The organism is Paenibacillus allorhizosphaerae, assembly GCF_042659105.1.
In the GTDB taxonomy this organism is placed as follows: Bacteria; Bacillota; Bacilli; order Paenibacillales; family NBRC-103111; genus Paenibacillus_G; species Paenibacillus_G allorhizosphaerae.
In genome coordinates this window covers 293,705-307,763 of the sequence record NZ_JBHSRV010000003.1, presented here as the reverse complement: position 1 = coordinate 307,763, position 14,059 = coordinate 293,705, and the positions used below count along the sequence as shown (strand labels likewise).

Annotated in this window: 11 protein-coding genes; 9 read left to right on the top strand and 2 right to left on the bottom strand. The window is 52.6% G+C overall.

The window, feature by feature from the left end; genetic code table 11:
* Positions 1 to 26 precede the first annotated feature (26 nt).
* Both tatC and ACFQI7_RS14660 read left to right on the top strand, forming a co-directional pair.
* Positions 27 to 755: a twin-arginine translocase subunit TatC gene (tatC, locus tag ACFQI7_RS14665; protein WP_218097663.1), complete on the top strand. Its 729-nt coding sequence runs from the start codon at positions 27 to 29 to the stop codon at positions 753 to 755.
* 32 nt (positions 756 to 787) lie between these two features.
* A complete protein-coding gene (locus ACFQI7_RS14660) occupies positions 788 to 991 on the top strand; it encodes a twin-arginine translocase TatA/TatE family subunit (RefSeq protein ID WP_218097662.1) in 204 nt (67 codons plus the stop codon).
* A 111-nt stretch (positions 992 to 1,102) separates the two neighbouring features.
* On the opposite strand, the gene ACFQI7_RS14655 is transcribed toward ACFQI7_RS14660, so the two are convergent.
* A complete protein-coding gene (locus ACFQI7_RS14655) occupies positions 1,103 to 1,954 on the bottom strand; it encodes an AraC family transcriptional regulator (protein WP_218097661.1) in 852 nt (283 codons plus the stop codon).
* Between the two features lie 512 nt (positions 1,955 to 2,466).
* Between ACFQI7_RS14655 and ACFQI7_RS14650 the strand changes: the two genes are divergently transcribed.
* From ACFQI7_RS14650 to ACFQI7_RS14640, 3 genes are all read left to right on the top strand, one after another.
* Entirely contained in the window at positions 2,467 to 3,768 is a 1,302-nt protein-coding gene (locus ACFQI7_RS14650) for an ABC transporter substrate-binding protein (protein WP_218097660.1), read from the top strand.
* 223 nt (positions 3,769 to 3,991) lie between these two features.
* Positions 3,992 to 6,025 (top strand): exo-alpha-sialidase, encoded by a 2,034-nt coding sequence (locus tag ACFQI7_RS14645; protein WP_218097659.1) that lies wholly within the window; start codon positions 3,992 to 3,994, stop codon positions 6,023 to 6,025.
* 52 nt (positions 6,026 to 6,077) lie between these two features.
* Positions 6,078 to 7,376 (top strand): ABC transporter substrate-binding protein, encoded by a 1,299-nt coding sequence (locus ACFQI7_RS14640; protein WP_218097658.1) that lies wholly within the window; start codon positions 6,078 to 6,080, stop codon positions 7,374 to 7,376.
* 77 nt (positions 7,377 to 7,453) lie between these two features.
* On the opposite strand, the gene ACFQI7_RS14635 is transcribed toward ACFQI7_RS14640, so the two are convergent.
* The gene (locus tag ACFQI7_RS14635) at positions 7,454 to 8,317 is read right to left on the bottom strand and encodes an AraC family transcriptional regulator (RefSeq protein ID WP_218097657.1); all 864 of its coding nucleotides are present in this window, start codon (positions 8,315 to 8,317) and stop codon (positions 7,454 to 7,456) included.
* A 203-nt stretch (positions 8,318 to 8,520) separates the two neighbouring features.
* Between ACFQI7_RS14635 and ACFQI7_RS14630 the strand changes: the two genes are divergently transcribed.
* The 4 genes from ACFQI7_RS14630 (at position 8,521) to ACFQI7_RS14615 (ending at position 13,993) form a co-directional block, all read left to right on the top strand.
* Positions 8,521 to 9,444: a dihydrodipicolinate synthase family protein gene (locus ACFQI7_RS14630; RefSeq protein ID WP_230414719.1), complete on the top strand. Its 924-nt coding sequence runs from the start codon at positions 8,521 to 8,523 to the stop codon at positions 9,442 to 9,444.
* A 48-nt stretch (positions 9,445 to 9,492) separates the two neighbouring features.
* Positions 9,493 to 10,833 carry an ABC transporter substrate-binding protein gene (locus tag ACFQI7_RS14625; protein WP_218097655.1) on the top strand — a complete coding sequence of 447 codons (1,341 nt, stop codon included), beginning with the start codon at positions 9,493 to 9,495 and terminating at the stop codon, positions 10,831 to 10,833.
* Between the two features lie 92 nt (positions 10,834 to 10,925).
* Positions 10,926 to 13,040 carry a sialidase family protein gene (locus ACFQI7_RS14620; RefSeq protein ID WP_218097654.1) on the top strand — a complete coding sequence of 705 codons (2,115 nt, stop codon included), beginning with the start codon at positions 10,926 to 10,928 and terminating at the stop codon, positions 13,038 to 13,040.
* Positions 13,037 to 13,993, top strand: a complete 957-nt coding sequence (locus tag ACFQI7_RS14615; protein ID WP_218097653.1) for an N-acetylneuraminate lyase — start codon at positions 13,037 to 13,039, stop codon at positions 13,991 to 13,993. The genes ACFQI7_RS14620 and ACFQI7_RS14615 overlap by 4 nt, the downstream gene beginning before the upstream one ends.
* Positions 13,994 to 14,059: the final 66 nt, after the last annotated feature.

Here is a 14,059-nt window from a genome sequence, read left to right as displayed (position 1 = left end):
GCCGCAAAGCGAGCAGGGAGGGCTGAATGGAGCAGGAAGACTGGATTTTTCATTTGACGGAAGTCCGCAAGAGGCTGGCGGTGGCGGCCGGATGGTTTGTAGCGACGCTGTGCGCCGGATTGTATTTTTCACCGAGCGTCTTGCGCTACATCAAAACGCAGCCGATGGCGGCGGATATTGAATGGAACGTCTTTTCGTTTACGGACGGGCTTATGATCTATATGAAATGCGCGCTGCTGTTCGCGGTTTTGTTCACTTTGCCGGTGCTGCTGTATCAGCTGTGGGCGTTCGTGAAGCCGGGTTTGACCGAGACGGAAGCAAAAGGCACGCTGCCGTATATTCCTGCCGCCTTCGCGCTCTTCCTGTCCGGCGTGGCGTTCAGCTACTTGGTCGTGTTTCCCATGATGCTGCGGTTCATGAAGAAAATGAATCAATCCATCGGCGCTGTCGAGACGTACGGCATCGACCGCTACTTTTCGTTTCTGTTCGATATCGTCTTTCCGATGGCGATTGCCTTCGAGCTTCCGGTGGTGATGCTGTTTTTGACGAGAATCGGTCTGCTTACGCCGGAACTTATCCGAAAGACGCGAAAATATGCTTACGTCGGCTTGGCGATTACGGGCTCCTGCATTTCACCGCCGGACATGGTTTCCCACCTGTCGGTCACGATTCCGCTCATTTTGCTGTTTGAAATCAGCGTCGCCGTATCGGGCAAACAATGGCGGTCCATGCAGGAGAGCATGTCGAACGGCTGACTTGCAATGAAGAGAAAGAGGAGGATTTCACAATGTTCAACAATATCGGCGTTTCCGGTTTACTCTTGATTCTAGCGATCGCATTGATCGTCTTCGGACCGTCCAAGCTGCCACAGCTCGGTCGCGCGTTCGGGGATACGCTTCGAGAGTTTCGCAATTCCACCCGCGGCATCGTGGAGGACAACGAACAAGCGGACAACCCGTCCGCCATTACCGAAGTGAAAAAGCTGCTGTAACGGCATATAGCCGCCAGCCGGCAACATACGCGACGGGCATTTCATCCTCGAGCAGGCTCGACGGAAGGGAGTGCCCGTTTGCGTTTGTAGTTCGCGGCGGACGCACTCCATTCAGGAATAGTTTCGAAATTGCTGCGGCGTTCGATTTTCCTTCTGCTTGAATAAATGAATAAAGTAGCTGGTATGTTCGTAGCCGACGCTTCGCGCCACTTCCGATACGGGAAGCTCGGGCGCGCGCAGCAGCAGCTCCTTCGCTTTGCGCAGACGCACTTGCGTGACATAAGCAAACGGCCGCATGCCGAACGTCTTTTGGAACAGAAGGCACGTATGCTGCTCGGATACGCCTAAAGAAGAAGCGATGTCGCCGAGCGTCAGCGGCAGATGATGCTTTTCCTCAATCAGTTTGAGGGCGGGCGTCAGCTGCGTATAATAGCGCTGTCTGGATTGAATGTCGGTGAGCGCGCCGTATCGGTACAAATCGAGGATCATGTTATATACAATGCCCGAGCACTCGACACTGTTGATTTGCTCGCTCAGGGCAGCTCTGCTCTGCAGCAATGCGAACTTGTCGATCAGCGGCTCGGGATGCGTAACATGCATCACCTGCGTCCCTTCGAACTGCAGCGTTCGCAGCATGCTCGGCGCCTGCGTCCCGTTGAACGAGAGCCACCATACGCCCCACGGCTCCTCGGTTGCGTAATACTCGTGTGCTTCGTAAGGGTACAGCAGCATGCCTTGACCTGCCTTGATCGAATATTGCATGCCGGCGGACTTTAGTACGCCTTGTCCGCTTGTGCACTGAATCCACTGATAATCGGGATAGTCATTTTGGCGAGTGATCGGATATTGATTTTTCCATTTGCCTACGCAGGTCAAATAGATTGGCAGTCTGCGTTCGAGCTCGGTAATCGTTAAGTAAACGTTTCCATTAATGGTCAGATGTACGTTTCCGTTGCGGATCATGGCGACTTCCTCCAAACTGCGGTTGATGACATCGAATGCGAAAATATTGATATTATTGCGAAAATGATTGAATTGAACACGTTATTTATATACTTTATCATAATAAGTGGGAATTATTCAAAATTTATATAGTGATATTCATGCGGATGTCAAGCTGTGTGAAGCGGAGAGGGGACATTCAATGGACAAAAAGCGCTCGGTACGATTGGCGGTTCTTTTATTGGCAGAGCTCATCGGCGGGTGCTCTGAAAAGGGAGTCGAACGATCTCCTGATCGCCGAACCCGTGAACAAAAAATACCCTCATACGTTTCAGCATTTCGGCTTATATGAGGATATGACGCCATGTATCGTTACGCATAAAAAATGAAATATTCCGGTTAAAAAATGAAATAATCGACAGCGTAAAAAGAGATACAATCAACTTGCACATGAATGTAAGCACTTTCAATCGTGCCGATTTTATTCTGGAATTCATGCGGCTGAATAGCTGTATGCAAATGGGGGATTATAGATGAACAAGAAATGGAAGGCTAGTATGGCGGGAATTATGATAGCGGGTGTACTCAGCGGATGCGCCGGGGGAGCAGGGGAAGCACAAACGCCGGGCAAGAAGGAGCAGGAGGTGAAGGCGGAGACACTGACGCCGGTAACGCTCAATTTATTCCAGCATCAAATATTTTTTACCCAAGAGGATTTTGAACTCTTGTTCGTTGAACCGCTGAAGAAAAAATATCCGCACATCACCATTACTTTAGGGAAAGAAACGAACATCGAGAAAGTGGTAGCAGCCGGCCAGCAAATCGATCTCATCGCCATGTGGAACGGGAATATCCCTTCCTTTAAAGATCTTGGGCTGTACGAAGATATGACTCCGCTGGCGGTCAAGCGGCAATTCGACCTGAAACGTTTTGACCAGTTGTCGCTCGACACGATGAGATCCATTTCCGATCAAGGCGAATTGTACGGTGTGCCGTTCGCGCAGCAATTCAATGCGCTCTACTATAATAAAGACGTGTTCGAGAAGTTCGGGGTACCGTACCCGCAGGACGGCATGACATGGGACGATGCGATTGAGCTCGGCAAGAAAGTGACCCGTTTGGATAATGGGGTGCAGTATCGCGGTTTGGACCCCGATCACCTCACTCGCATATTATTTCCGCTCGGGCTGAATCTTGTAGACCTCAAAACAAGCCGCTCGCTGGTTACAGGCGACGATTACCGGAAAGGCTTCGAGAACGGCAAAGCGATTTATTCGATACCGGGCAATAAACCGGCCAACTTGAAGCAAAGCGCCATCACCGCATTCATGAAGGAAAAAAATGTCGGAATGCTGGCATCGATCAACATTTTCAACAACCTGAAACAATATCCCGAATTGAATTGGGATGTCGCCCAGTTTCCAAGCTACAAGGATAAGCCGAACACGTTCGGTATGTACGATTTGCACACGATCATGATATCGAAGTCGAGTCAGCACAAGGATGATGCGATGCGTGTGCTTGAGGTTTTGTTCTCCCGTGAAGTGCAGCTGGAGATGAGCAAGAAAACAGCCCGGTTGTCCATGCTGCAGGATCCGGAATACCGCAAAGTGTTCGGACAGGATATTCCTTATTTGCAAGGCAAGCGCATCCAGAGCATATTTAAGAGCAAATCTCCTGCAAGTCCGGCATTTTCGCCTTATTACTCGAAATCAATGGATATGGCTCGCGACGTATTCATCGACTATGTCAATGACAAAATGGATGTAAATACGGCACTGCGGTCGTTGGACGAGAAAATTACGCAGTATGTCGAAACCGAGAAAAAGAAATGACCGCGCGAAAACGCATTTCTGGGGCGGCTGCTCCAAACAAGTTTTCCTCCTGCTTACGCAGGGGGATTTTTTATTGGATCAATTATAAAAAATATGAAATGATTTGATTAAAAAATGAAATAAACGCCTTTGTTGCAGCGGATACAATCAATTCGAAACAAAATGAAAGCGTTTGCTGGAGGGGAGAATCGATTACTTTTCCTAGCAACAGGGGGGTGAAAGTATGAAGGGTCGGACGCTATCATGCGTAATCATCTTATCGGTGTTGACGTTTATCATTGGTTCGGTGATGCCGGCGGCAGCGGTACAAAAGGAGGGGGTCGAGACGACAAACGATTTGTTATACGAAGCGTGGGATCGTATGGACGGATGGAGCAAAAGCAGCGGCAAGGCGACGATAGAAACAACGGCCGAAGGATGGCTGAGGCTGTATGATCGGGACAATTCATCCACATCGCTGACGAAGAAGCAGATCACGGTACCCGGGACGTACACGCTGGAGTATAGGGCGCGCATCGGCCGTTTTTCTCCTTACGGATTCGACACGCTCGGAATTCAGGTGACGGACGGGCGATTCCGGCTGTTTTTGAGCTACCGGGACGGCAAGCTTTACGCGAATACGCAGACGGGCGCGAGCAAAGTGTTTGCCAAAGTGATCGATTCAATTGACACGGAGTGGCATGATTGGCAAATTTCCGTCGACAACGGCAAGGCCGGTATTTTTATGGACGGAATATTCCAAGCCGATTTTGAGATGGAGACAAGCGATACGGAAGGTCGTCTCGTGCTTTGGGTGAAAGGACAAAGCGACGTCCCGGCGGAAAGCTACCTGGACTATATTCGCCTGTCGCAGGGTACCCTAGCGGGCAGCGGATCGTCCAACCGATTGCGCGATTTGCAAATTCAGGCCGTGTCCGAGCGTTTTGTTACAGGGCCGGGCAATATGCAATCCAATCTGCTGCAATTGAACGACGGCAGCTTGCTCATGACCTGGGTTAACACAGGCAAAGGCATTGCTACATATTTTGCCAAGTCGTTCGATCAGGGCGAGACGTTTACGCAGCCGCAGCTGTTTCACGAGTGGACCGTATCGAGCGTGCTTCAGCTGGCATCGGGGAACCTTCTGGCGCTTCTGAGGAATGAACCGAGGGGCAAGTTCGGCGGCTCAACGTACAGCGTCATCGCATCGGCGGACTACGGAGCTACGTGGTCGCAGCCGAACAGCGTCATGGCGGAGGGTAGTTCGTTTGTGATGAACGATCGGCTCATCCAGTTGTCGAACGGACGATTACTGCTGCCGGTCGGTTATTTGGACGAACAATTTTACGAAGAAGGGCTAGAGGATAAATCGTGGATCGGCGTATACTACAGCGACGATGAGGGCCGCACTTGGAACCGGACGGAATGGATTACCGGTACGGACGCAGCCGAAGCAGCGGTCCGAAACAATTTGCAGGAACCGCAAGCGGTGCAGCTGGCAGACGGCCAAGTGAAAATTTACGCGCGTACGTCAGCCGGATATATATACGAAGTCACTTCCGACGATGAAGGACGAACTTGGCATGATCTGAAACCGACGGCGTTCCAATCGCCTTTGGCCCCCTTCAGCGTAAAGCGCGACCCGTACACGAACAACGTGTACATGGTTTGGGACAACAGCCCGCCTTCCGGCGCGAGTCGCGTCCTTCCACGATGGCCTTTAAGTATGGCTGTGAGTGCGGACAGTGCCAAGACATGGAAGACGGTTACGAATCTGGAGGAGAAAGAAGGGAACTACGGCTATCCGCAGCTGCTATTTATGAAGGACCGTATTATCGTCTCCTACTACCATACGAACCAATACAATTGGACGAACCAGCTTGTCAGCGTCAAATCGGTGACGTTCGACAGAGGCTATCTGGAGGCCGGAGGGGCCAAATCCATTGACCTGACGCCGAAGTTTTCCCCGGACCAAAGAGACTATACCGCCGTCGTCCCTCCTGAATTGAAGACGGTTTTTATTAAACCGGTAACCGGCGCGTCGGCCAAAGCCGAACTCATCCTGAACGGCACGCGCATCGAAGCCGGAGCCGATTTCATTCCGATTACGCTGCAAGCGGGACGCAACGACATTCGCATTCAAGTCTTTTCAAGTGAGGGAGAGCAGCGAGATTATGACCTGCAGATCACAAGGAGCAGTCCGGTCTTCTCGTCCATCCTCAGCGGTTTGTCCAACACGCGTGCTTCAACACCCAATTTACGAAAGCGGAAGCCCTGAAAAACCGGTTACCCTGTACCGAATACGAACAAGAAAGAAGAGGATGATTCCGATGAATAAAAGGTTAGTTACGGCAAGTGCGGCTTGCCTCTTGATGATGCTTTCCGGCTGCATGCCGAAAAATGCGGACAATGCGACTAGCACCAGCGGTCAAGGACAGGGGCAAGAAAAACCGCCCGAACCGGTTACGCTCAAGCTGTACGACACGCAGCAATTCAACGAAGCCGACTTTGCCAAGTTGATCAGCGAACCGCTTAAGAAAAAGTATCCCTATATAACCGTTGAAAAAATCGACAAGTCCAAAGGGAATACATTGAACAACGTCATTGCGACGAATCAACAGTTCGACCTGTTTACGATCTGGCAGGGGGAGATTCCTTCTCAGGAGCAGCTTGCATTTTTCGAAGATATGACGCCGCTATTTACCAAAAACAAGTTCGATTTGAACCGTTTCGATCAGGACTCGCTTCAAGCGGTGAAGGCGGTATCGGCCGGCGGGCTATTCGGTCTTCCGTACAATGTGCAGTTCAATGCACTGTTTTACAACAAAGATATATTCGATAAATTCGGCGTAGCCTATCCGAAGGACGGCATGACGTGGGAAGAGACGATCGAGCTGGCCAAGAAGGTGACCCGCCTGGACAACGGCACGCAATACCGGGGCTTGGACCCGGAAGGCTACACGAGGCTGTCGTTTCCGCTGTCGCTAAACATACTCGAACCGGGTTCAAACAAAATCCATGTCAACAGCGAGCCTTACAAAAGAGTATTCGAGCTCGGCAAAACGATCAACGACATCCCCGGCAATCAGCAGAAAGGCTCCGTATGGGAAGGCTTCTTCAAAAACCGCACGACGGCGATGCTGGCGATGTACAATATTTTTTCCACGCCGGATTTTATTAAAGCGGAGGGTTTGAACTGGGATGTCGCCCAATATCCGAGCTACAGCGACTTGCCGAACAAATACGGCATGTACGATCTGCATCTCATCGGAATCAGCAAAACGAGCAAGTATAAGGATGCGGCGCTCAAAGTGATGGAGGTGCTCCTGTCGGATGAAGTGCAGACCGCTTCCGTCCGTTCGACCGGCCGATTGTCTCCGCTCAAGGATCCGAAGTTTAAAGAAGCTTACGGAGCGGATATGCCGTTGTTGAAAGGGAAACATATCCAGAGCATCTTCAAAAGCAGCAGCGCCAAAGGAACGACGTATTCCAAACATTACTTGGAAGCCCGGAAGCTGGTCGACGCGGAATATAAAAACTTTTTGGCCGGCAAAAACGACGTCAATACGGCGCTTCGAACCGCGGAGGAAAAAATCAGCCAGTACGTTGCGCAGCAGGACAAAAAATAAAGGCGCGCAGCGGTACAACATACGAAGGCAGCCTGATAAGGAGTCGGGCTGCTTTTGTCTTTATTTCAACGATCGAATCATTTGCGTTTATCCCTGTATTCGCGAGGCGTGATGCCTTTAATACGCAGAAACACGCGGGAAAACGTTGGGTAGGAGGAAAAGCCCGACTCGAAAGCGACCTGCGTAATCGGCATATCCGAAGTAATCAGAAGGCTGCACGCGTGGCGAATCCGCAGTTCATGCAGAAAGTCGACGAAATGAATGCCGTATTGATCTCCGAACAGCTTGCTCAGATGAGCCGGATGAATTTGGAACTGTTCGGACAGCATCGTCAGCGTCAAAGGCTCCAGATAATGATTGTGCACATATTGAACGAGAGGCCATAAGCTTTTCGTTTTTTTCGGGGACTTGTCGCCTTGCGAGCGGCCTTGTTTGGAGGCAATCCCGCTGGCGCGCGCAAACAACGTTAGCGCTTCCAAAAGGAGCGCTTTCAACAGTATCGGTTTCCACGGCAAAGAGCCCCCGTACTCCTTGTACAAATTATCCCATATTCGCTTTCCTTCTGCGTAATCGTCGTCTTCGAGCTGTACGTAGGCCGCTTGTTGATTGTCGCGTCCAAGGATGAGATCACGCAACCCCCATCCTGATTCGGCGCCTTCGGTAAGCAGCTCCATATTGAAATTGCAAATGTACATCAGCAGCGAGTCGTCCGTTTGGGCGCGGAATTGATGGATTTGATACGGAAGCAAGAGTACGAGTGTCCCCGGCAGCATCACATGCTCGGCGCCGTTAATGAATTCGCTTCCTTTTCCCTCCAGCACAAACGACAGTTCGATAAAATCGTGGCGATGCGGCGGCACGGAAGTGTAACGCTTTTGCTTCATATAGAAAGGAAAATCGGTATCCATATTCGGATATTCAAAAAGATATTGCGGATACATCGCCAATCTCCCCTTTACTCTGTATATGATCAAATTATACATTGAAATGGGAATGGAAATAAGTAAATTTTGAAATATTTGCGTTAAAAAATGAAATATAGATGAAGCTGAAAGGGGATACAATCGGTTTGCAGGCAAAGGAAAGCACGATCAGTCGTAATAACAGCCGTAAGGCGTGGGGAGGTGAAATGCTTTTGAAACCGATGGCAGCGCACGAGATTGCCGGGAATTGGGGAACGGTGATGCTTCCGATCCGGGAGGATGATTCGATCGATTTCGTTCGGCTGGAGAAGATCGTCGACCGGATGGCGGCGCTCGGTTTGAACGGGATTTATACGAACGGCACGGCGGGCGAATTTTATACGCAGAGCGAGGAAGAATTTATTCGCGTCAGCGAATTGACGGCCGACCGCTGCCATCGTCACGGCGTTGCGTTTCAAATCGGGGCGAGCCACATGAGCCCCCAGTTATCGCTGGAACGAATCAAGCGGGCGGCATCGTATCGGCCGAGCGCGATTCAGGTGATCCTCTCGGACTGGTTTCCGCTGCAGGACAGCGAAGCCATAGATTGCTTGAAACGAATGGCCGAAGCGGCGGACGGCATTGGGCTTGTGCTGTACAATCCGCCGCATGCGAAACGCGTGTTAACTCCTGAAGCATACGGCAGGCTGAAGAAGGAAGTGCCCGGTCTCGTCGGGATCAAATGCGCCGGGGGAGACGCTGCATGGTATGAAGCGATGAAGGAGCATGCGCAAGGGATCTCGGTGTTCGTTCCGGGCCATCACCTCGCTTCGGGGTACGCCCGTGGCGCACATGGCGCTTACTCGAATGTCGCTTGTCTGAATCCGCTCGGTGCGCAGCAATGGTACGATCTTATGCTAACGGATTTGCCGAAAGCGCTTGAACTTGAAACGAGAATTCAGCGGTTTATGGCAGATTATATTGCGCCGTTCATTACCCGGCACGGTTATTGCAATGCCACCTGCGACAAGCTGATGTCCGTGATCGGCGGCGCCGCGGATGTCGGCTGCCGCATGCGCTGGCCGTATCGCAGCATTCCGGCGTCCGAAGCGGATCGGCTGCGTCCGATCGCTTACGAGTTGATGCCGGAGATTATGAAAGCGTAAGCAGCGGATTCATGTGAATTTCGGAAACAAGACGGGGGGTCAAACGCTTTGAAAGGAATCAGGATGAATGCTTCCGGCAAAATATGCTTGCTCGGCGCTCTTTCGCTCGCGGCAGCTTCGTTATCCGGGTGTGCGGGAGGACAAGGGAAGCCGGCCGGCATCACGGCCGATGATCCGGCAAAATCGGCGTCGCAGCAAAACACGGCACCGGTCACGCTTAAATTCGCCATCAGCAAAGGCTGGCTTGGCAAGGGCGAGCTGGAGAAATATATCATCGATCCGGTGAAAAAGAAATATCCGCATATCACGCTTGAGATTATCGACACCGGAGCGAAGGAGACGACGCTCGAGAAATTGGCGATTGCAGGGCAAACGCCGGATCTGGTCATGACGGCCAATCCGCTCATTCACCGGATCACGACCGTCGACTTTCACGACAATATGGAGCCGCTCATCAAAAAACAGGGCTTTGATCTTTCCAAGCTCAATAAGGTCGCCGTCGACTCGGTCAAAATCGCAAGCGGCCTCGATTACTTGATCGGCATTCCGTGGACGATGCATTTTGATGCGTTATACTTTAACAAAGACCTATTTGACCGGTTCGGCGTTGCCTATCCGAAGGATGGGATGATGTGGGACGATGCGGTGGCGCTGGCAAGGAAACTGACGCGTGAAGACGGCGGCGTGAAATACCGCGGGCTGGAACCGGATTATTCGTTCCGGGTAGCGTCGGAGCTCGGGCTCGGTATGGTCGATCCCAGATTGGAACGCGCGACGATCAATAACGACGGCTGGAAAAAAGTGTTCGAGCTGCTGAAGACGATTTACGCCATTCCCGGCAACGGAGAATACAAGCTGGGTGCTGCGGCGGAAACGCAATTTTTCAAACAGCGCAATTTGGCCATGCTGCCCGGGCTGAACCGGCTGCCGTTGTTCAAAGACGCGGAGGGGCTCAACTGGGATATGGTGCAGTATCCTCAGTTCAAGGAAGCGCCGAATACGTCGATGGGCGTGGACGAGTGGATCCTCCACGTGACCAAGCAAAGCAAATATAAGGATCAGGCGTTCCAGGTCATCGCCACAGTGGTGTCCGAAGAGGTGCAGCTCGATATGGCACGCAACGCCCGCTTCCCGGTACTTACCGGCAAGACGGTCGAGGAGCAGTTCGGGAAAGAGGTTGCTTACTTGCAAGGTAAAAACTTGAAGGCAGCCTTTCTGTCCCAGCCGGCCAAACCGAGTCCCGTAACGAAATACGGGGAGGAAGCGCAAAAGGTAATGGGCGGTCCGGCCATCGGGCCGGTGGTCAAGGGCGAGAAAGATATCAACACGGCGCTTCGCGACGCCGAAGAAACGCTCAATAAAGCCATCGACCAGATGAAGGCGAAGTAGCATCATTACCAGCCGTATACGCGCAGCACGGATTCCACGTTGAAACCTGCATGCTGCCGGCGTTGCTTGCAATACTGGAAAGGAGGAACCGTATGCTGTTGTCCCGTTATCGGGCTAGAGCAACATGGGGCGTGATCGCCGCAGCGGTGCTTGTATTATTATTGATTGTGATGTTTACGACTTTGGACTGGGGCAAGGGAGCCGATCAGATGAACGAAAAGCCGCTATTCGAGGAGCGCCAATTATTTGAACCCGGCGAAGGCGGATATCCCGTCTTTCGCATTCCGGGCATCGTCGCTTCAAGCAATAGCACGCTGGTTGCCTATGCGGAAGCACGCAGTACGACCAATGACTGGTCGAAGATGGACCTGGTCATGAAGAGAAGCACGGACGGGGGAAAGACATGGAGACCGCTGCAGGTGCTAGTCCGCAACACGCCGTCTGAAAGCACGACCTACAACAACCCTTATATGATTGCGGAGAAAAGCCGCAACGTCGTTCATTTTTTGTACTGCAAAAACTATCATGAAGTGTTTTACATGAAAAGCGAGAACGGCGGGAATGACTGGTCGGACCCTGTCAACCTTACCGATTCGACGATCGCCAAGTTCCGCGCCGAAGGCCAGCAGCCGAGGCCATATCAGTGGAAGGTCGTAGCCACCGGCCCGGGACACGGCATCGAGCTTCGAAACGGCAGGCTCTTGGCGCCGGTATGGCTCGCCAACGGTCCGACCGACCGGAATCACGGTCCATCTGTCGTAACGACGATTTACAGCGACGACAAGGGCGTTACGTGGAAGACTGGAGAAATTTTGTATGACTCCGCCCAGGTGAAAAGCCCGGGAGAACCGACGGCGGTAGAGCTGGAGGACGGCTCGGTCATGATGAATATCCGCAGCGGCTTGAAGATGCGCTCGGTCTCCGTTAGTCCGGACGGCATTAGCCGCTGGACCCCGATGAAGCCGGATGAGGCGTTGGTCGATCCGAGCAATTTTGCCGGGATCGCGAGATATTCTTTTCAAGCCGGCAGCGGGCATAACCGGATTTTGTTTACGAATGCGAACGATTCGGCCCATCGCCGAAACATTACGCTGCGCATGAGCGAAGACGACGGGAAGACATGGAAATACAGCCGGGTCATTCAACCGGGACAAGGCGCTTACTCCGATGTCAACGTCGCGCCTGACAAGACGATCCATCTGCTTTACGAGCAGGGGATCGGCATTAAAGCAGTCCGGCTGAATGCTGCATGGCTTATGAGCGGCGAAGCGCTGGATAACCTCACTTTCGACACAGGGGAACTAAGTCCGGCGTTCCGCAGCGGGGTTCATGAATTTACGCTCGACGTGAGGGAAGAGCTGACGACGGTTAGTGTAAGCCCGAAGCTGCCTGCGCATTCCGATGCCGTGGTGAAAATAAACGGCCAAGCGCTGTCGGCCGGCCCCCAACACAAAGTTACGCTGCAATCCGGGGCGGAAACCAAGCTTCGGATGACGTTGGAATCGACCAAAGGCGAAGTGCTTTCCGAGTATAACGTAACCGTTCGCAAAAGCTTGCCGAGAGGCACGATGGTCGGCTATTGGAATTTCGATCAAGTGGGCGAAGGCGGCAAAGTGTCCGATCAGGGCGAAATGCACAATGACGGCTTGGCGAAAGGGGTCGTATCGACACTGGGCAAAGCGGGCAATGCGCTTCAATTCGGCGGCGGTTATGTGGACATCGCGGACGGGAAAGGATTCGCGTTCGGTACCGGCGACTTTACCGCCACGCTGTGGGCCAAGCCGGACCGGCTGGATGAATTCATGACCCTGCTCTGGTACGGGGACGTCGGTGCAACCGCGAGCGGCTGGTATGTTCGTACGCAGGAGCATGACAAACTGTTTTTCCGCACCGGCGGCGGCACCGGCGAAACGTTGATGGGAACAAGCAAAGCCGTATTTTCTCCAGGGAAATGGACGCACATCGTCGCCGAGAAAAAAGGCAACGTGATGAAGCTATTTATCGACGGGCAGGAGTTGCAGACAAAGGTAACGACGTTGAATTTCGACGTTAACGGAAAAGCGAATTCGCTTCGGATCGGGAAGCCGAAGACCGGGGACACCCGTTCCTGGGTCGGGGCTATCGACGAAGTGCGGTTGTACAATTATGCATTAAGCGATGTCGAGATCAAACAACTATACGACAATACGAAAGGAAAAGGCGAATGATGACACAGGCGAACAAGCAGGAGAAGTTCAAAGGCATTTTTACAGCGCTATTGACCCCCATGTACGAGGACAAGTCGATTGACTTCGACTCTCTCTCTCGACTGGTTGAGCACCAGATCGGGCAGGGCATCAAAGGCTTTTATGTCGGCGGCAGTACGGGGGAAGGCTTTATTCTGACAGCGCAGGAACGGATGCAGGTGCTGGAAAACGTCGTTCGTGCCGCCAAAGGCCGGGTGACGATCATCGCTCATGTCGGATGCATCAGCACCATGGAGTCCATCGGGCTTGCGCGCCATGCCGAATCGCAAGGAGTGGACGCGATTTCCGCGGTCGTTCCTTTCTATTATAAAGTGTCGATGAAAGAAATTCGCGAGCATTACGCGGCCATCATGGACGCCGTCCCGCTGCCGATGATCATCTATCATTTTCCGGGAGCGACCGGCATCAGCTTGACGATGGATTTCTACGAGGAGATGTCCCGCCATCCGCAGTGCATCGGCGTCAAGTTCACCTCGCTCAACCTGTTCGAGATGCAGCAAATTCGCGCCAAGTGCGGCCCGGACTTCCTCATCTTCAACGGCCATGACGAAGTATACGCCGGCGGCGCGCTCATGGGAGCGGACGGCGCGATCGGCAGCACGTTCAACATGATGCCGGGACTGTTCGTGGAAATGTTCGGCCGGCTGACCGCAGGAAACTGGTCGACCGTGCAGCTTCCGCAGGCGGATGCCAACGACGTGATCGCCCATATGATCGGGTACGACGTCATTCCTTACGAGAAGTATATATTGCATTTGCAGGGCGTCTTCGAAACGCCTGCGGTTCGCCAGCCGCTCAAGCAGTTCACGGCCGAGGAGCGGAAGCAGATCGAAGCGTTCTATCAGGATAGCGAAACGTTGCGTCGTCACCGGTATGACGCAAACGCGCAGGCAGCGAAGACACAAGGCCGGTAAACGTCAAGGGTTAAACATACGAAAGATGAAAAAAGTGACAAGTAAGATGAGACAGGAGTGAGAACG